The sequence below is a fragment of the Sphingomonas sp. genome (assembly GCF_017744835.1).
GTDB lineage: Bacteria > Pseudomonadota > Alphaproteobacteria > Sphingomonadales > Sphingomonadaceae > Sphingomonas.
In genome coordinates this window covers 261,258-277,510 of record NZ_JAGIAM010000003.1, presented here as the reverse complement: position 1 = coordinate 277,510, position 16,253 = coordinate 261,258, and the positions used below count along the sequence as shown (strand labels likewise).

Sequence of the window (16,253 nt, the reverse complement as noted above, 5' to 3'; positions counted from 1 at the left end):
TCAGCCTGAGGGCAGAGGTCAGAACGACGAGGCCAGCCGTTCGAACATGCTGCGCGCCGGGCTCGCCACGGCCTGGGGCTCGTCGAGCGACTCGTCCAGCCGCGCCACGCGGCGATGCAGGTCGATGCTGGTGCGAATGATCGATTCCGCCTGGACGGGCATCGAGGCGAGCAGCGACTCGTCGGTCTCGGGCGCGGTGCCCAGCCGGCGCGAAGGCACGCGGGCGTCGCGCGGGGCCAGCTCGCCTGCATCGACGGCGCGCTGGGTCAGCAGCCAGGCAATGACGTGCATCAGCCGCGTGGTCACCTTGAGCGACTCGCACGAGAAGGCGACGCGCCCCAGCCCGTCGAGCGTGTCGCGCTCGGTGCGGCCCAGCTCGTCGAAATAGCCGCGCGCCTCGTCGGCGAGCAGCATGGCCTCGACATAGAGCGAGTCGATCAGCCGACGATGAATCTGCGATGTCGCCTTGCTCTCCATCGCGGTCTTGGTGCCACAGCCGCCACGGCAACAAAATGGATAATTTCGTCCGCGGCGGGCCGGTCAGGCGATGATGTCGGGGATGAGCTGGTCCTCGAGCGCCGAAATCTCGTCGCGCAGCTTGAGCTTGCGCTTCTTGAGCCGCGCCACCTGGAGCTGGTCCGCGCCGCTCAGCGCGAGCAGCGCGTCGATGGCCGCGTCCAGGTCGCGATGCTCGGATCGCAGCGCCTCGAGCTTCCGCAGGATCTCGCTCTCGTCCATCGCGCCACCCCCAACCGGGCCCTCCCTGCCCGATGCGCGAGGCATCGGCAACGGACCATCCCGCCTTTTCCGCAAACCATCGATTCGGGGCAAGATTCGACTCGCGACAGGGGCGCCGAATCGTGTTTTAATCCGTTCCCCCGGCGAACCTTGAAGGAGGACTGCATCCATGCAGAACGCGCATCTGACGGCACTCAGCACCAAGCATTCTATGCTGGATCAGCGAATTGCCACCGAGTCGCAGCGCCCCCTCCCGGACCAGATGCTGATCGCGCAGCTCAAGAAGGAAAAGCTGCGAGTCAAGGAAGCGATGGCCCGCTAAGCCAAGTACCAAGACCGACTGCCCTTCCCTGCTCGCAGGGAGGGGGTTTCGGGTGGCGCGCACGAAGCGCGAGACGCCACACGCGTGCTTGCAAAATAGGATTTCGCATGGAACGAACGTAGAACGTTCTTTCTCATGCTGAATATAATCCCGCCTCGCGCGCGTGCAGGCGCGCGCCCGCGCGTTTGGGTGTAAACTTTGTCCACTTCCGGACTGTCAACTTCCGCGCTGCGGTGACCCGCCGCGTCGAGTCGGCCTCAGCGGCGCGTGACGAGCGGCTTGACGAAATGCGGCGTCTTGGCGCCCGTGCCCACGGGCTTGCGTGCGAGCAACGGATCGATGCCGTGGTCGAACGCGACGCCGACGCGGCCCTCGGCCGACCAGGCGATCCGGCCCGAGACCCAGCCCACGCCGCGCACTTCGATCTCCACCGGGGTGTCGCGCTCCACGGCGGCAGCATATTCGGCCATCAGCCCGCCCGACGAAAGATTGCGGACCCGGACCTGCTCGACCTGCGCCGACTCGCCGACGCGGAACTGCGCGACCAGCAACAGGCTGTCGCGCGATCCCGTACGCTGGCCGACGAAGTCGTCCGCCGAGAGCGCTGTCAGAGGGGCTTGGCTATGCTGGTCCATTTTTTCCGTGCTGCTCGAACGCAAAGTGTTTGCGCGACACTAGAGCAGCAATCCTTATCCAATCCGTTAATTCGGCGCCTGTTTGCGCCGTTTCGGACGGATCGGCGCCCCGGCCGGAGCCGGAGCGCCGGAACCCGCGACTATTCGTCGCGCGAGACCTTCTCGTTGCGCTCGTGGCGCTCCTGCGCCTCGACCGTCATCGTCGCGATCGGCCGCGCCTCGAGCCGGGCCAGCGAGATCGGCTCGCCGGTGACTTCGCAATAGCCGTACTCGCCTTCGTCGATGCGGCGCAGCGCCGCGTCGATCTTGGCGATCAGTTTGCGCTGGCGGTCGCGCGTGCGCAGCTCGATCGACCAGTCGGTCTCGCTCGACGCGCGGTCGGTGAGATCGGCCTCGCGCAGCGAGTCGGTCTGTAGCTGGTTGAGCGTTCCCGCTGCCTCGCGATAGATCGCGTCCTTCCACGCCAGCAGCTTTTCGCGGAAATACTCCTGCTGCCGCGGGTTCATGAAGGGTTCGTCGTTGCTGGGCCGGTAGCCGTCGGCGCCGTCATTCGCGGCTGCGGGCGGTTCTTTTCCGGGTTCCTCGAAACGGTCCAATACAGTCGCCATCCCCACTCTCCACGCACCGGTCGCCCAGTAGCAAGCCGCTGGATGACCGCCTGTCTGCCCGACGGCGCTATACTTACGCGCGCGTCCGTTAACAAGCGCAGGATTTGCAATCGCTCTGCGCCGAATCCCCCATATTCAGCAGGATATTAGCCATTCCTGAACCGAGTCGCGGCGGGCGCGCGAAAAAACAAAGCTCTCGCAAACTATTGATTCGAGTCGGCAGGAAATGTCCCGCCGTCGGACATTAACCATAACCCATCCGGTTTCGACGCCCAAAATACTCCAAGAACAAGGTAAACGCGCGCTAATCGGCTTGCGCTTATTGGCTGGTTCTGCGCTTTCCAGAGAGATCGGAAGACGAAGGTTGCCAGGGATTCCGCTGGGGAATGCATGGCAGCGAGGGGATAGATCTCATGTCGGTTCGCATGGCCTTGGCGAAACTCTGCGGATTAGCCTGCGGCGCCGCATTCGTGGGCGGCAGCGGCGTCTATGTCGCCGAACGCATCGAGCAGCCGCGAGTCATCCACAAGCAGATGGCGACCAAGAAGCGCGTGATGCACAAGACCGCGCGCGCGCTGCCGACCAAGCTGATCCCGCGAGTCGTCACCACCACGACCACCACGACGCCGCAGCCGCCCCAGGTGGTCGTCGTCGCGCCCCAGGCCACCATCCCGCTTCCGCCCGAGCAGGTGATGCCGGTCGCGTCGAGCCTGCCCGCCACCCCGGCGGCCGTGGTCGGCGGATCGAGCGGCGGCGGCTTCTTTGGGGGCTTCTTCGCCGGCGGCTTCTTCGGGAGCACCGGGAGCTCGAGCAGCTCGGGCACGAGCAGCGGCATCAACATCGAGATTTCCTCGACCTCGAGCAGCAGCGGCGGTTCGACCTCGACCTCAACGTCGAGCGGGACGGTGAGCAGCACCTCCTCCTCGAGCGGTGACGTGTCGTCCTCGACCTCGTCGTCGACTTCGTCCTCCACCTCCTCGTCGACGTCCTCCTCGACGTCGTCGTCGACTTCCTCCTCGACCTCGTCCTCGACGTCGAGCGGCTGGAGTAATTCGAGCGGCTGGGGCAGCAGCGGCTGCAAATACGGCAAATATTGCGGCGGCGGCCACCACGGGTCGAGCAGCTCCTCGGGCGGGCCCGAGCCGGTGCCGGCCCCGCCGATGGTGCTGCTGTTCGGCGGCGCGGCGGCGGCGCTCGTCGCCCGCAAGCGCCTGGCCAAGCGCAAGGCCGACGCCGCCGCCTGAGCCTAAGCTATTCGGTCTTCAGCAGCAGCTGCTCGATCTGCGGCACGGTGTGGCCGGTCAGGTCTTTGCCGATCTCGGCCGTGATCCGCTCGCTCACTTCCTTGTGATAATGCTTCCGCAGCTCGCCCAATGTCCGGGGCGGGGCGACGATGATCAGCGACTCGAACTCGTTGCGCAGTGCGCGCTCCTTGAGCAGCGCCGCGGTCTCGGCGGCGAAGCGGTCTTCCTCCTGCTGGTGGAAGTCGACTTCCTCCATGTTCCCGCCGCCCCATTGCGCGCCCGCTGTCCGCGTGCCCATCGCGCCGCCGGCCAGGTCGGTCGCCTGTTCGTTGTGGTCGGGGTTGTGCTTGTCGACCACCTTCTTCTCGACCTGCAGGTTGGGAATGGTGGCGTCGCCCTCGTTCCTCAGCAGCAGCATCTTCCGGCCATCCGCGACCACGATCATGGCATCGTGCGGAACCCGCATCGCAACTCTCCTCATTCTGGCTCGCTCGGGCACATGAACGCGGGGCTTCGGCTCAGGGTTGCGCGGCCCCTGCCCCGCCGCCATAGGCAGGCGCCATGCACGACATCCGCTCCATCCGCGAAAACCCCGAGGCCTTCGATCAGGGGCTGCGCAAGCGCGGCCTGGCGCCGCTGTCCGCCGAGCTGCTCGCGCTCGACGAGCGCCGCCGCGCGCTGCTGACCGAGCTCCAGACGGGTCAGGCGCGGCGCAACGAAGCCTCCAAGGCGATCGGCGCGGCCAAGGCGCAGAAGGACGAGGCGACCGCCGCGGCGCTGATGGCCGAAGTCGCCGAGCTCAAGGATCGGCTGCTCACCGTCGAGCAGGAGGAAACCGCGCTCGGCACGCAGCTCGAAGCCCAGCTCGCGAGCATTCCAAACCTGCCGCTCGCCGACGTGCCCGAAGGCGCCGACGAGAACGACAACGCGCTGGTCCACGAGCTCGGCACGCCGCCTGCCCTCGGCTTCGAGGCGAAGGAGCATGACGCGATCGGGCCGGCGCTCGGACTGGATTTCGAGACCGGCGCGCTGCTCTCGGGCTCGCGCTTCACCTTCGTGCGCGGCGCCGCGGCGCGGCTGCACCGCGCGCTCGGCCAGTTCATGCTCGACACGCTGACGCGCGAGCATGGCTATGAGGAAGCGGTGCCCCCGGTGCTGGTGCGCTCGGAGTCGATGTACGGCACCGGCCAGCTTCCGAAGTTCGCCGAGGACAGCTTCCAGACCACCGACGGCCGCTGGCTGATCCCGACCTCGGAAGTGAGCCTGACCAACAGCGTGCGCGACCAGATCCTGAGCGAGCAGGAACTGCCGATCCGGCTGACTGCGCTCACTACCTGCTTCCGCTCGGAAGCCGGCGCCGCGGGACGCGACACGCGCGGCTTCATCCGCCAGCACCAGTTCGAGAAGGTCGAGATGGTCTCGATCGTGACGCCCGACGCGTCCGAGGCCGAGCACGAGCGGATGACGGGCTGCGCGGAGGACATCCTCACCAAGCTGGGCCTCGCCTTCCGCCGCATGAAGCTGTGCACCGGCGACATGGGCTTCTCGGCGGCGCGCACCTATGACCTCGAAGTGTGGCTGCCCGGCCAGGCGCGCTTCCGCGAAATCTCGTCCTGCTCGACCTGCTCGGACTTTCAGGCGCGCCGCATGAACGCGCGCTACCGGCCCGAAGGCGAAAAGGGCACGCGCTTCGTCCACACGCTCAACGGCTCGGGCCTCGCGGTCGGCCGCACGCTGGTCGCGGTGCTGGAGAACTACCAGCAGGCGGACGGATCGGTGGCGGTGCCTGCGGTGCTGCAGCCCTATCTCGGCGGGCTCGATCGGCTCGAGCCCAAGCGCTGATGCGCATCCTCGTTACCAACGACGACGGCATCCATGCCCGCGGTCTCACGGTGCTCGAGCGCATCGCGGCCAAGCTTTCGGATGACGTGACCGTCGTCGCGCCGGCCGAGGAGCAATCGGGCAAGAGCCGCTCGCTCACGCTCACCGAGCCCTTCCGCGTTCGCCGGCTCGGAGACAAGCGCTTCGCAGTGCGCGGCACGCCCACCGACTGCGTGATGTTCGCGCTCGCCGACGCGATGAAGGACGGCAAGCCCGACCTGGTGCTCTCGGGCGTCAACCGCGGCGGCAACCTGGCCGAGGACGTGAGCTATTCGGGCACGGTCTCGGCCGCGATGGAAGGCGCGCTGGCGGGTATCCGCTCGATCGCGCTCAGCCAGCGCTATGCGCAGACCGGCGCCGGCGACCGCGTGTCGTTCGACACCGCCGAGACCTGGGGCGAGCGCGTGCTGCGGCCGCTGCTCGACATGGAATGGGCGCCGCGGACGCTGGTGAACATCAACTTCCCGCCGGTCGCGCCCGATCAGGTGAAGGGCATCCGCGCCGTCTCGCAGGGTCTGCGCGACTATGGCCGGGTGGGAATCGAAAAGCGCACCGATCCGCGCGGCTTCGACTATTATTGGCTCGCAATGGGACGCCTGCCCCAGCAGTTGCTGCCCGATACCGACCTGGACGCCATCGAGCAGGGCTTCGTTACGGTAACGCCACTACATCTCGACCTGACGCATCGGGACTCGCTCGAAAGGTTAAAGTCCGTATATAGTTAACGGCGATGGCTAGCAGGGGGGCGGCAATCGTATCGATCGGGGCGGTGCTGCTTGGCGGCACGGCTCTTGGCGGCTGCATTCCGCCGGCGCGCGAATATGGCCCCGCGATCGAGCAACCGCGCCGCGCCCTTCCGCCCGAGCAGCCGCGCGCCCAGCGCGAGCCCCGGCCCGAACCGCAGCGCTCCGGACGTCCCGTTATCGACGCCCCGGTGATCGACGCCAATGTCCGCGCGCTCCCCGCGCCGCCGCCCGCCTGGGTCGCGCGCCCGGTCACGCCCGACGCGAAGCTGATATCCGCCTTCACCTATGTCGTGCAGCGCGGCGACACGCTTTCCTCGATCGCGAACAAGACCGGCGCCTCGGCCGAGGCGATCGCGCGCGCCAACGGAGTCACTTCGCCGCACAGCATTTCGACGGGCCAGCGGCTGACGATCCCCGGCGGGCGCTACCATCTGATCCGCGCTGGCGAATCGGGCATCGCGATCGCGCGGGCGTACAATGTCGCCTGGTCGAGCGTTGTTGCTGCGAACATGCTCGAGGAACCCTATATCCTGCGCACCGGCCAGCGGCTGCTGATCCCCGGACCCGGGCCGGAGACGCTCGAGGAACGCGCCGCGCGCTTCCACATCGACATCGACGACATCCTCACCGGCGGCGAGCCCGCGCTTGCCGAGAAGGCGGTGCCGGCCAAGCCCATAGCCTCGTCCGCGCGCGTTCTCCCGGCGACCACGCCAGTCGCCGCGCCGAGCAGCCGCGCGCCGAGCCAGTTCGTCTGGCCGGTCAGCGGCCCGTTGGTGAAGCGCTTCGGGCCCGGCAAGAGCGGCGAGCGCAACGACGGGATCAAGATCGCCGTGCCGCTCGACACGCCCGTGCGCGCCGCCGCGGATGGCGTCGTCGCCTATGTCGGCAGCGACGTGCCCGCGCTCGGCGGGCTGGTGATCGTCAAGCACGGCAACGGGCTCACCACTGTCTATGGCCATGCCGGCCAGCTGCTCGTCCAGCGCGGCCAGGCCGTGAAGCGCGGCCAGACGATCGCTCGATCGGGCAAGACCGGCTTCGCCGACCGCCCCGAGCTGCATTTCGAGATACGCCAGGGCCGTACCCCGCTCGATCCATTGACCAAGCTACCGGCACGCTGATGCCGGCCCGCCTCCCCGGCACGCTCAAGCGCAAGTCGAGCCTGCCGGTCTGGCTCTCGATCGGCTGGCGTGTCGCCGGCGTGCTGGGGCTGGTCGCGCTCGCCATCGGCGTCCACTGGATCGAGCGCGACGGCCTCCGCGACAATTATGACGGCCAGGTCAGCTTCCTCGACATCCTCTATTTCACGATGATCTCGATCACGACGACCGGCTATGGCGACATCGTGCCGGTGAGCAACCAGGCGCGGATGTTCGACGCGCTGGTGGTGACGCCGATCCGCGTGTTCGCAGTGCTCTTCTTCATCGGCACCGCCTATAATTTCATCCTCAAGCGCACATGGGACAGGTGGCGCATGGCAATCATCCAGCGGAACCTCACCGATCATATCGTCGTCGCGGGGTTCGGCCAGACCGGCTCGGAGGCAGTCAACGAGCTCATCGCGCGCGGCATCGAGCCCAACCGCTTCGTGGTCATCGACCCGGACGAGACCGCAATCGCCGAGGCGCAGGCGTGCGGCTGCACCGTGATCCAGGCCGATGCCACGCGCGACGCAGTGCTCGAGGACGTGCGCATCTCGCAGGCCGAGGCGCTGATCGTCTCCGCCGGCCGCGACGACACCGCGATCTTGATCACCCTCACTGCGCGCCATCTCGCGCCCGGCCTGCCGATCAGCACGATCGTCAAGGCGGAGGACAATGAATTCCCGGCCCGTGCCGCCGGCGCCACCACGGTGATCAACCCGGTGAGCTTCGCCGGGCTGCTGCTCGCCAGCGCCTGCAACGGCACGCACCTGTCGGACTATCTGATGGATCTCGCCTCGGTCCGCGGAAAGGTCGCGCTATCCGAACGGCCCGCGCGCGCTGACGAGGTCGGCAAGCCGCTCGCCGCGACCACCAAGGGGCTGGGCGTTCTCATCTACCGCGACGGTGCATCGTACAGCTTCGGCGAGGCGGAGGCGCAGGCGCTGCGCGAAGGCGACGTGATCGTCGAGATACTTCCCACGGCTTGACGCGCGGCGCGGCACGGGGATGAGGGCGGCATGACCAGCCCCATCCTCCTGCGCCTCATGCCCATAGCGCTGCTCCTCGCCTCGAACGTCTTCATGACCTTCGCCTGGTACGGGCACCTCAAGTTCCGCCACGCGCCGCTGCTGCTGGTGATCGTCGTCAGCTGGGGGATCGCCTTCTTCGAATATTGCCTCGCCGTGCCGGCCAACCGGATGGGCAGCAGCGTCTATTCGGCGGCGCAGCTCAAGGGGATGCAGGAAGTGATCACGCTCAGCGTTTTCGCGGTCTTCTCGGTCCTCTACCTCGGGCAGAAGATCACGGTGAACCATCTGATCGGTTTCGCGCTGATCGCAGGCGGCGCCTGGTTCCTGTTCCGGGCTCCGGTTTCGGCCTGAGCTAGTAATTTTGCCAGAAATCCTTATGTGGCGCGCCAATCATGGCAACCAAACTTCCTGAGGCCCCTCGCGTAGGGATGGTGTCGCTCGGCTGTCCGAAGAACCTCGTCGACAGCGAACGCATCCTCACCAAGCTGCGCAGCGACGGCTATGCGATGTCGCCCGACTATGCCGGCGCCGACGTCGTGCTGGTCAACACCTGCGGCTTCCTCGACAGCGCCAAGGAAGAGAGCCTCGAGGCGATCGGCGAGGCAATCGCCGAGAACGGCCGCGTGATCGTCACCGGCTGCATGGGGAAGGAGGCGGAAGTCATCCGCCAGCGCTTCCCCAACGTGCTCGCGGTCACCGGCGCGCATCAATATGAGGAAGTCGTCGGCGCGGTGCACGAGGCGGCGCCTATGCCGCCCTCGCCCTTCGTCAACCTGGTGCCCGACGCGGGCCTGAAGCTCACGCCGCGCCACTACAGCTATCTCAAGATCTCAGAAGGCTGCAACCACCGCTGCGCCTTCTGCATCATCCCCAGCTTGCGCGGCGACCTGGTCAGCCGCCGCCCCGATGCGATCCTGCGCGAGGCCGAGAAGCTGGTCGAGGCGGGCACCAAGGAACTGCTGGTCATCAGCCAGGATACCTCGGCCTACGGCGTCGACATCCGCAAGGAGCCGCGCATGTGGAAGGGACAGGAAGTGGTCCCCCACATGACCGATCTCGCCCGCGAGCTGGGCAAGATCGCGCCCTGGGTGCGCCTACACTATGTCTATCCCTACCCGCATGTCGACCACGTCATCCCGCTGATGGCCGAGGGGCTGGTGCTCCCCTATCTCGACATTCCGTTCCAGCACGCCTCGCCCTCGGTCCTGCGATCGATGAAGCGCCCGGCCAACGAGGCCAAGGTGCTCGAGCGGCTCAAGAACTGGCGTTCGATCGCGCCCGACATCACGATCCGCTCGACCTTCGTGGTCGGCTTCCCCGGCGAGACCGAGGCGGATTTCCAGTACCTCCTCGACTGGCTCGACGAAGCCCAGCTCGACCGCGTCGGCGCCTTCCGCTTCGAGCCGGTCGAGGGTGCCTCGGCCAACGACCTGCCCGGCGCAGTGCCGGAGGAGATCAAGGAAGAGCGCTACGCCCGGATCATGGAGAAGACCGCCGCGATCTCCGCCGCCAAGCTCCAGGCCAAGGTCGGCCGCACGCTCGAAGTGATCGTCGACGAAGTCGATCCCGAAGGCGGCGCCACCGGCCGCAGCCAGGCCGACGCGCCGGAGATCGACGGCCAGGTGTTCCTGCGCGACGCGGGTCATCTGAAGCAGGGCGACATCATCCAGGTCGAGATCGAGGACGCCGACGAGCACGACCTCTACGGAGCGCCCGTCGCGGGCTGAGCCCGGGCGGGACCAAGCCTCGCGCAGCGCCGCTTAGACAGCGCGCCTAGCCGTCCCGACAGGCTCGTCCTCTCAACCCGGACCTTCTCCATCCCGTTGCGCGTCGATTGTCGCGCTCGCACCGCGCGCGTGCTATTGTCCCTCAACGCCGCGATATCTTGCCCTGGCCTGCGAGGAGGACCCATGCTCGCCCGCTTGTTGCTTTCGATCGCGATCCTCGCGCCCTTCCCTGCTGCGGCCCAGATAGGGGGTACCGCACATCTCTATGCCTATCGGATCGCAGACGTTCCGGCGTTCGAGGCGGGCTATCGCAAGCACCTCGAATGGCACGCCGCGCGGGGCGATCGGCTGGTCTGGTACGGCTGGTATGTCGCGGCCGGCGACCGTGCGGGGGCTTTCGTCGACGGCACCTTCGGCACCACACCCGAAGCGCTCGCCGGGCGGCCAGATCCGGACGGCGACGGCGCCGACTTCCGTGCCAACGCCGCGCCCTTCGCGACTGCGATAGGAGACGAAGGCTGGGAGTTGTGGCGCGAGGCGAGCACCGCGACGCCGCTGGAGGAGCGCCGTCCGCAGGCGATCGTGCAGGTCCATCGCCTGGTTGCGCGCGATCCGCAGGCTTTCGAAACGGCGCTTCGTGCGCAGCCGCTGGCGGGTGCGAGCTGGTATCGGGCGATCGAGGGTGAGCCCGGCACGTATCTGGTGATCGCCCCCGCCGGCTCCGCCGATGCGCCGCCCCGGCCGGAAGCATTATTCGGCAGAACCCACCCTGCGCTGGCGCTCGTGAGGGCGACGCGCTCCGAGACATGGCGCTATGCACCGCGCCTGGCGCTGCTGCCGGGGACGCCGCTGGCGCGCTGACCCATTCCCTGAAGGAAGAGGTTTCGCAGCGATTGCGAGATGATCGGGACTTTCGGGGCGGATAAGCTACGGCGTTCGCTCGGGAGGCCCGATGTTTCGCATGTTCTTCGTCGCGCTCGCCTGGGCCGGCCTGTCCGCCGCCTCTCCGGTGACCCGCGTGACGCCGGTCGATCCGCTCCGCGTGTCCGACGACGATTTCGCGCGCCACCGCGATCCGACGGAATGGCGCGGGCTCGCCGTCTCGCAACTCGAATTCCGCGAGGAACGGGCGGCGTGGCGGCTATGGCGCATCGTCAACAGCCGGCACCGTCATGGGCCGCTCTGGTTCGTGCCGCACGACAACGAGAATGCGGGCTTCGAGGCAGCCTTGGTCGCAGTGCGCCGCTACGGCGGTACCGTGATCGCCGTCGACGCCGGCGTGGCCGAGGACGGGGTACGCACCAACCGTGCCGTCGATTACGGCCGGCCGGTCGATCCCAATCGCAATTTCGACTCTGCGCTCCCCGGCTATGCGCGGCGTATCTTGGCCGACCTGCCGCCCGACATGCCGGTGATCGCGCTCCACACGAACAGTCGCGGCTTCGATACCTCCGAATCGCGCTGCAACCGCTCCGATCCGCCGGGCAGCGGCGTGATCTCGATCCGCTATTGCGACGACGTGCTGACGCCGAGCGCTTCGAGGAACCGTGCCTGGCCCTGGGACGACGACGATACCGTCGCCTTCGCCACCTATCGCACCGGCGCCCCGCGCAGCAGCGCCTTCTGCGGCCCCGAGATGGTGCAGGCCGACTTCAACGTCGTGTTCGAGCGCGTCGTCACCAGCGACCGCTCGCTATCCAACTATGCCGTGCTCCACGGCATCCGCTACCTGAACTTCGAGACGCGCGAGCGCGGAGACGCGGGGCTCGCCGAGAGCCGCAACCGGCTCACCCACATCGTCGACCGGGCGCTGGCCCTGTGCGTGCCGAGGGTGAAGCCGGTCGGGCCCTGAGCTCAGCCCGCGATCGCGTCGAGCGTCTTCACTGCCTCCGCCGGCAGCGCCAGATCGCGCGCCGCCAGATTTTCGCGGAGGTGCGCGAGCGACGACGTGCCGGGGATCAGCAGGATGTTGGGCGAGCGTTGGAGCAGCCAGGCCAGCGCCACTTGCATCGGCGTCGCGCCGAGTTGCTTCGCCACCGCGTCGAGCTGCCCCGATTGCAGCGGCGAGAATCCGCCGAGCGGGAAGAAGGGCACAAAGGCGATGCCGGCCTCGGCAAGCGTGTCGACCAATGCGTCGTCGTCGCGGTGCGCGAGATTATACTGGTTCTGCACACAGACCACCGGGGCGATCCCCCGCGCTTCGGCGATCTGCGTGGCAGTTGCGTTGCTGAGACCGAGATGGCGGATCAGCCCCTGCTCGCGCAGACTCGCCAGCCGCTCGAACTGCGGCGCGATCGAGCCTTCGCTCGGGGCATGGACGTCGCCCATCACGCGCAGATTGACCACCTCGATCGCGTCGAGCCCGAGATTGCGCAGATTGTCGTGCACCGCCGCCTCGATCTCGTCGGGGCTGAAGGCGGGCAACCACGACGCATCCTCGCCGCGTCGCGCGCCGACCTTGGTTACGATCACCAGATCGTCGGGATAGGGATGCAGCGCCTCGCGAATGATCTGGTTGGTGATGTGGGGGCCATAGAAATCGCTGGTGTCGATGTGATTGACGCCATTGGCCACGGCTTCGCGCAGTACAGCCAGCGCCTGGTTGCGGTCGCGCGGCGGGCCGAACACGCCGGGTCCGGCGAGCTGCATCGCGCCATAGCCGAGCCGGTTCACGCTGCGGTCGCCGAGCTGGAAGGTAAGTGGAAACTGAGCCATTTGACGAACTCCTCTAAAGACCTCGCCTAGCTAGGCCTTGCGGGCTCGATCGATAATCCGGCATAATCTGCACAGGCTGTACGGATTATCGAACAATGCGCATCGATCTCGGCGACTTGAACGCATTCGTCACCGTGGCCCGGGCAGGCGGGTTCCGCGAGGGCGCGCGGACGAGCGGCGCGAGCGCATCCGGGCTGAGCGAAGCGGTGCGGCGGCTTGAGGAGCAAGTCGGTGTGCGCCTGCTCCACCGCACAACGCGCAGCGTCGCGCCGACCGAAGCGGGTGCACGGCTGCTCGAACGGCTCGGCCCGGCGCTCGGCGAAGTCGAGGCCGCGCTCGATGTGGTCAACATCTTCCGCGACCGGCCCGCGGGCACGCTCAAGCTCAACGTGCCGGTGATCGCCGCGCGGCTGGTACTGCCCGCCATCGTGCCCGGCTTCCTCGCCGCCTATCCCGAGATCCAGCTGGAGATCATCGCGGAGGACAATTTCGTCGATCTGCTCGCCTCGGGCTGCGACGCCGGCATACGCTATGACGAGCGGCTGGAGCAGGACATGATCGCAGTGCCGATCGGTCCGCGAACCCAGCGCTTCGCCGTCGGCGCCGCACCGGAATATCTTGCGCGATGCGGTACACCCGAGCATCCGCGCGACTTGCTCTCGCACCGGTGCCTGCGCGGCCGCTTCGCCAATCGCAGTCTTCCCCCGTGGGAGTTCGTGCGCGACGGCGAGACAGTGCGGGTCGAACCCAACGGCCCGCTGGTCGTGAGCATGAGCACTGCGTTCGACCTGCTGATCGCCACTGCGATCGGAGGGGCCGGGATCGCCACGTCCTTCGAGGAACTGCTGCGCCCGCATTTCGAAACCGGCGCGCTGGTGCCGGTGCTTGAAGACTGGTGGGAAAGCTTTCCCGGCCCCTTCCTCTATTATCCCGGCCGCCGGCTCGTCCCCGCGCCGCTGCGCGCCTTCATCGACTTTGTGAAGGCGCATCCGGCTCAGGTCGGCAGCGCATAGGCCACGACTTCGTCGCTCACCGGCGTCTCCATGAAATGGTGCCCGCCGGCATAGATGACGAGATACTGCCTGCCGTTCATCTCATAGGTCATCGGGGTCGCCTGGCCGCCGCCGGGCAGCACGTCCTTCCACACCGTCCTGCCCGTGCGCAGGTCAATCGCGCGGATCAGATTGTCGGTGGCGGCAGCGATGAACACGAGGCCGCTCGCGGTCACCACCGCACCGCCATTGTTGGGCGTGCCGATCGTGATCGGCAGCATCGAGGGGATGCCGAACGGACCGTTGGTGCGGGCCTCGCCGAAGGCACGGTCCCAGATCGTCTTGCCGGTAGCGATGTCGATCGCGCGGATCCCGCCATAGGGCGGCTGCTTGCACAGCATGCCGGTGAAGGGCAGTCGCCAGCCGGCGTTCACGCTGATCGCATAGGGCGTGTTGGCCTGCGGGTCGCCCGCGCCCTCGGCACCGCCGATCTTGCCCCTAGCCTGGTCGCGCGGCGCCCAGCCCAGCTTGTCGGCCTCGGCGCGCGGCACGAGTCGGACGTAGTTCGGCATGTCGTTGTAGTTGGCGACGATCACGCCACGCTGCGGATCGACGGCAATCCCGCCCCAATCGGTCCCGCCGTTATAGCCGGGATATTGGATCGAGCGGCGGCTGCTCTCCGGCGGCGTGAAGAAGCCCTTGTAGCTCGCGCGGCGATACTGGATGCGGCAGACCATCTGGTCGATCGGCGACATGCCCCACATGTCGCGCTCGGTCAGGTCGGGCTTGCGCAGCGTGTGCCATAGCGACACCGGCTGGCTGGGCGCGCGCTGCTGGGGCTCGACCCCGCCGCCCGGCGCACGGATTTCACCGACCGGGGTGAGCGGACGCCCGGTGCGGCGATCGAGCACATAGATGTCGCCCTGCTTCGAAGGCAGCACCAGCGCCGGCGTGCCGTGATAGTCGATCAGCGTCGCCTGGGCCCCGAAATCATAGTCCCACACGTCGCGGCGGACGGCCTGGAAGCGCCAGCGCGGCTTGCCGGTGGTGACGTCGAGCGCGACCAGCGACGTGGCGAACATATTCTCTTCGGGCCGACGCAGGCTCGAATAATAGTCCGCCGCGGCGTTGCCCATCGGCAGATAGACGAGGCCGAGCTGCTCGTCGCCGCTCGCCAGCGTCCACATGTTCGGGGTGCCGCGCGCCCATTCCTGGCCGGCCGGGGGCGCGCCGTTCCACGTCGGGTGCATCATGTCCCACGCCCAGCGCAGCTGGCCCGTGCGCGCGTCGAAACCCTGGATCACGCCCGAAGGCGCCCATCGGTCCTGTCCGTCGAGCACTTGGTGCCCGGTGACGAGTATGCCGCGCACAAGCGTCGGCGGCGAGTTGATCGAGACGAAACCGGCGGGGACATTGCCCATGCCGACCTTGGCATCGACCTGGCCATTGGTTCCGAAATCGGCGCAGAGGCGACCGGAGCGCGCATCTACCGCGATCAGCCGGGCGTCGAGCGTGCCTTCGATGATCCGCGTGGCGCAAGGCTGGTCGGCCGCCATGCCGGGCACTGCGTAATGGACCACGCCGCGGCACGCCGCCGTATAGGGGATTGCGGTGTCGGGAACCTTGGGATCGTAGCGCCAGCGCTCCTTGCCCGTCGCCGGATCGAGCGCGATCATGATGTTCTTGGGCGTGCAGAGATAGAGCGTGTCGCCGATCTTGAGCGGGGTATTTTCGGCACCATAGGTATTGCGGATCTGCGCCGAGGACGGGAGGTCGCCGGTGTGGATCGTCCAGGCGCGCCTGAGCTTGCCGACATTCTCGGCGTTGATCTGAGTGAGTGCCGAATAGCGCCGCGCGCTGACGGTGCCGCCGTAGGAAGGCCAGTCGGCGCCGACATTCTGCCCTGAGGGATCGGCCATCCCACGTGTTCCCGCAGCAGGAAGCGCGGCAAGTACAGGGTTGGGCTGGTTGGCAGCCGCAACCCAGAAGTCGACCGTCGTGACCAGCAGCGCCGCTATGATGCCGATCACAGCCAGCCGCCAGCGGTCGGCGCGGGGGCTCAGCGTCGCCATTGCGAGGATGACGCCGAGCAGCAGCACCACCGGCGCGATCACGCGCGGCACCTGCGCCCAGGCATTGGCGCCGACTTCCCACCACGCCCAGACCATGCTGAGCACCACGATCACCACATAGATCCAGCCGCCGGTGATGCGCCCGCGGACCAGCAGCGCGCCCGCCGCAACCATCGCGACACCGGTGACCAGATAATAAAGCGAGCCGCCGAGCGCCGCGAGCCAAGCGCCGCCTAGGGCGAGCACCAGCCCGATCACCGCGACGATCCCACCGATCACGATCGCAAGCCAGCTTCCCCATCGGCGCGCGGGGGGACCTACGATCGGTTCGTCGGCCGCAGGCGGCACGGTTTCGTAACGGGCATCGGTCAAGGCAGGTCTCCCGCAGACGCGTGGGGCCAAC

The 16,253-nt window shown here is 67.6% G+C and carries 18 protein-coding genes; 10 read left to right on the top strand and 8 right to left on the bottom strand.

Annotated elements, in window-relative coordinates; translation table 11 throughout:
* Positions 1-18: 18 nt before the first annotated feature.
* Both J7500_RS09220 and J7500_RS09215 read right to left on the bottom strand, forming a co-directional pair.
* Positions 19-477 (bottom strand): DUF1465 family protein, encoded by a 459-nt coding sequence (locus J7500_RS09220; protein WP_294061414.1) that lies wholly within the window; start codon positions 475-477, stop codon positions 19-21.
* A 63-nt stretch (positions 478-540) separates the two neighbouring features.
* Entirely contained in the window at positions 541-738 is a 198-nt protein-coding gene (locus J7500_RS09215) for a DUF465 domain-containing protein (protein WP_294061413.1), read from the bottom strand.
* Positions 739-907: 169 nt separating this feature from the next.
* On the opposite strand from J7500_RS09215, the gene J7500_RS09210 reads away from it, so the two are divergent.
* A complete protein-coding gene (locus tag J7500_RS09210; RefSeq protein ID WP_294061412.1) occupies positions 908-1,060 on the top strand; it encodes a YdcH family protein in 153 nt (50 codons plus the stop codon).
* A 257-nt stretch (positions 1,061-1,317) separates the two neighbouring features.
* On the opposite strand, the gene J7500_RS09205 is transcribed toward J7500_RS09210, so the two are convergent.
* The 4 genes from J7500_RS09205 to J7500_RS09190 all read right to left on the bottom strand — a co-directional run bounded on the left by J7500_RS09205 (position 1,318) and on the right by J7500_RS09190 (position 4,013).
* Positions 1,318-1,695 (bottom strand): PilZ domain-containing protein, encoded by a 378-nt coding sequence (locus tag J7500_RS09205; protein ID WP_294061411.1) that lies wholly within the window; start codon positions 1,693-1,695, stop codon positions 1,318-1,320.
* Between the two features lie 140 nt (positions 1,696-1,835).
* Positions 1,836-2,303 carry an RNA polymerase-binding protein DksA gene (gene dksA / locus J7500_RS09200; RefSeq protein WP_294061410.1) on the bottom strand — a complete coding sequence of 156 codons (468 nt, stop codon included), beginning with the start codon at positions 2,301-2,303 and terminating at the stop codon, positions 1,836-1,838.
* 487 nt (positions 2,304-2,790) lie between these two features.
* On the bottom strand, positions 2,791-3,510 hold the full coding sequence (locus J7500_RS09195; RefSeq protein ID WP_294061409.1) for a hypothetical protein: 720 nt from the start codon (positions 3,508-3,510) through the stop codon (positions 2,791-2,793).
* Between the two features lie 44 nt (positions 3,511-3,554).
* The gene (locus J7500_RS09190) at positions 3,555-4,013 is read right to left on the bottom strand and encodes a host attachment family protein (RefSeq protein WP_294061408.1); all 459 of its coding nucleotides are present in this window, start codon (positions 4,011-4,013) and stop codon (positions 3,555-3,557) included.
* 95 nt (positions 4,014-4,108) lie between these two features.
* Between J7500_RS09190 and serS the strand changes: the two genes are divergently transcribed.
* From serS to J7500_RS09150, 8 genes are all read left to right on the top strand, one after another.
* On the top strand, positions 4,109-5,389 hold the full coding sequence (gene serS, locus J7500_RS09185; RefSeq protein WP_294061407.1) for a serine--tRNA ligase: 1,281 nt from the start codon (positions 4,109-4,111) through the stop codon (positions 5,387-5,389).
* Positions 5,389-6,153 (top strand): 5'/3'-nucleotidase SurE, encoded by a 765-nt coding sequence (gene surE / locus J7500_RS09180; RefSeq protein WP_294061406.1) that lies wholly within the window; start codon positions 5,389-5,391, stop codon positions 6,151-6,153. Before serS ends, surE begins: the two co-directional genes overlap by 1 nt.
* 5 nt (positions 6,154-6,158) lie before the next feature.
* Positions 6,159-7,292 carry a M23 family metallopeptidase gene (locus J7500_RS09175; protein WP_294061405.1) on the top strand — a complete coding sequence of 378 codons (1,134 nt, stop codon included), beginning with the start codon at positions 6,159-6,161 and terminating at the stop codon, positions 7,290-7,292.
* Positions 7,292-8,302: a TrkA family potassium uptake protein gene (locus tag J7500_RS09170; RefSeq protein ID WP_294061404.1), complete on the top strand. Its 1,011-nt coding sequence runs from the start codon at positions 7,292-7,294 to the stop codon at positions 8,300-8,302. Before J7500_RS09175 ends, J7500_RS09170 begins: the two co-directional genes overlap by 1 nt.
* A gap of 30 nt (positions 8,303-8,332) precedes the next feature.
* The gene (locus J7500_RS09165; protein ID WP_294061403.1) at positions 8,333-8,695 is read left to right on the top strand and encodes a DMT family protein; all 363 of its coding nucleotides are present in this window, start codon (positions 8,333-8,335) and stop codon (positions 8,693-8,695) included.
* A 41-nt stretch (positions 8,696-8,736) separates the two neighbouring features.
* Positions 8,737-10,071 carry a 30S ribosomal protein S12 methylthiotransferase RimO gene (rimO, locus tag J7500_RS09160; RefSeq protein ID WP_294061402.1) on the top strand — a complete coding sequence of 445 codons (1,335 nt, stop codon included), beginning with the start codon at positions 8,737-8,739 and terminating at the stop codon, positions 10,069-10,071.
* 183 nt (positions 10,072-10,254) lie between these two features.
* Positions 10,255-10,932 (top strand): hypothetical protein, encoded by a 678-nt coding sequence (locus J7500_RS09155; RefSeq protein WP_294061401.1) that lies wholly within the window; start codon positions 10,255-10,257, stop codon positions 10,930-10,932.
* Positions 10,933-11,023: 91 nt separating this feature from the next.
* A complete protein-coding gene (locus tag J7500_RS09150) occupies positions 11,024-11,923 on the top strand; it encodes a hypothetical protein (protein ID WP_294061400.1) in 900 nt (299 codons plus the stop codon).
* A 2-nt stretch (positions 11,924-11,925) separates the two neighbouring features.
* On the opposite strand, the gene J7500_RS09145 is transcribed toward J7500_RS09150, so the two are convergent.
* A complete protein-coding gene (locus J7500_RS09145; RefSeq protein WP_294061399.1) occupies positions 11,926-12,786 on the bottom strand; it encodes an aldo/keto reductase family oxidoreductase in 861 nt (286 codons plus the stop codon).
* A 95-nt stretch (positions 12,787-12,881) separates the two neighbouring features.
* Here J7500_RS09145 and J7500_RS09140 point away from each other — a divergent pair, with 95 nt between their 5' ends.
* Positions 12,882-13,799 carry a LysR family transcriptional regulator gene (locus tag J7500_RS09140; protein WP_294061398.1) on the top strand — a complete coding sequence of 306 codons (918 nt, stop codon included), beginning with the start codon at positions 12,882-12,884 and terminating at the stop codon, positions 13,797-13,799.
* On the opposite strand, the gene J7500_RS09135 is transcribed toward J7500_RS09140, so the two are convergent.
* Positions 13,781-16,174, bottom strand: a complete 2,394-nt coding sequence (locus tag J7500_RS09135) for a membrane-bound PQQ-dependent dehydrogenase, glucose/quinate/shikimate family (protein WP_294062147.1) — start codon at positions 16,172-16,174, stop codon at positions 13,781-13,783. The genes J7500_RS09140 and J7500_RS09135 overlap by 19 nt on opposite strands.
* Between the last annotated feature and the right edge of the window lie 79 nt (positions 16,175-16,253).

What these genes read in the sequence shown, in the direction of transcription:
- serS (WP_294061407.1), top strand. Translation starts at nt 4,109, where the DNA reads ATGCACGACATCCGCTCCATCCGCGAAAACCCCGAGGCCTTCGATCAG.
- J7500_RS09215 (WP_294061413.1), bottom strand. Translation starts at nt 738, where the DNA reads ATGGACGAGAGCGAGATCCTGCGGAAGCTCGAGGCGCTGCGATCCGAG.
- J7500_RS09155 (WP_294061401.1), top strand. Translation starts at nt 10,255, where the DNA reads ATGCTCGCCCGCTTGTTGCTTTCGATCGCGATCCTCGCGCCCTTCCCT.
- dksA (WP_294061410.1), bottom strand. Translation starts at nt 2,303, where the DNA reads ATGGCGACTGTATTGGACCGTTTCGAGGAACCCGGAAAAGAACCGCCC.
- J7500_RS09165 (WP_294061403.1), top strand. Translation starts at nt 8,333, where the DNA reads ATGACCAGCCCCATCCTCCTGCGCCTCATGCCCATAGCGCTGCTCCTC.
- surE (WP_294061406.1), top strand. Translation starts at nt 5,389, where the DNA reads ATGCGCATCCTCGTTACCAACGACGACGGCATCCATGCCCGCGGTCTC.
- J7500_RS09175 (WP_294061405.1), top strand. Translation starts at nt 6,159, where the DNA reads ATGGCTAGCAGGGGGGCGGCAATCGTATCGATCGGGGCGGTGCTGCTT.
- J7500_RS09210 (WP_294061412.1), top strand. Translation starts at nt 908, where the DNA reads ATGCAGAACGCGCATCTGACGGCACTCAGCACCAAGCATTCTATGCTG.
- J7500_RS09220 (WP_294061414.1), bottom strand. Translation starts at nt 477, where the DNA reads ATGGAGAGCAAGGCGACATCGCAGATTCATCGTCGGCTGATCGACTCG.
- J7500_RS09205 (WP_294061411.1), bottom strand. Translation starts at nt 1,695, where the DNA reads ATGGACCAGCATAGCCAAGCCCCTCTGACAGCGCTCTCGGCGGACGAC.
- J7500_RS09140 (WP_294061398.1), top strand. Translation starts at nt 12,882, where the DNA reads ATGCGCATCGATCTCGGCGACTTGAACGCATTCGTCACCGTGGCCCGG.
- J7500_RS09150 (WP_294061400.1), top strand. Translation starts at nt 11,024, where the DNA reads ATGTTTCGCATGTTCTTCGTCGCGCTCGCCTGGGCCGGCCTGTCCGCC.
- rimO (WP_294061402.1), top strand. Translation starts at nt 8,737, where the DNA reads ATGGCAACCAAACTTCCTGAGGCCCCTCGCGTAGGGATGGTGTCGCTC.
- J7500_RS09145 (WP_294061399.1), bottom strand. Translation starts at nt 12,786, where the DNA reads ATGGCTCAGTTTCCACTTACCTTCCAGCTCGGCGACCGCAGCGTGAAC.
- J7500_RS09170 (WP_294061404.1), top strand. Translation starts at nt 7,292, where the DNA reads ATGCCGGCCCGCCTCCCCGGCACGCTCAAGCGCAAGTCGAGCCTGCCG.
- J7500_RS09190 (WP_294061408.1), bottom strand. Translation starts at nt 4,013, where the DNA reads ATGCGGGTTCCGCACGATGCCATGATCGTGGTCGCGGATGGCCGGAAG.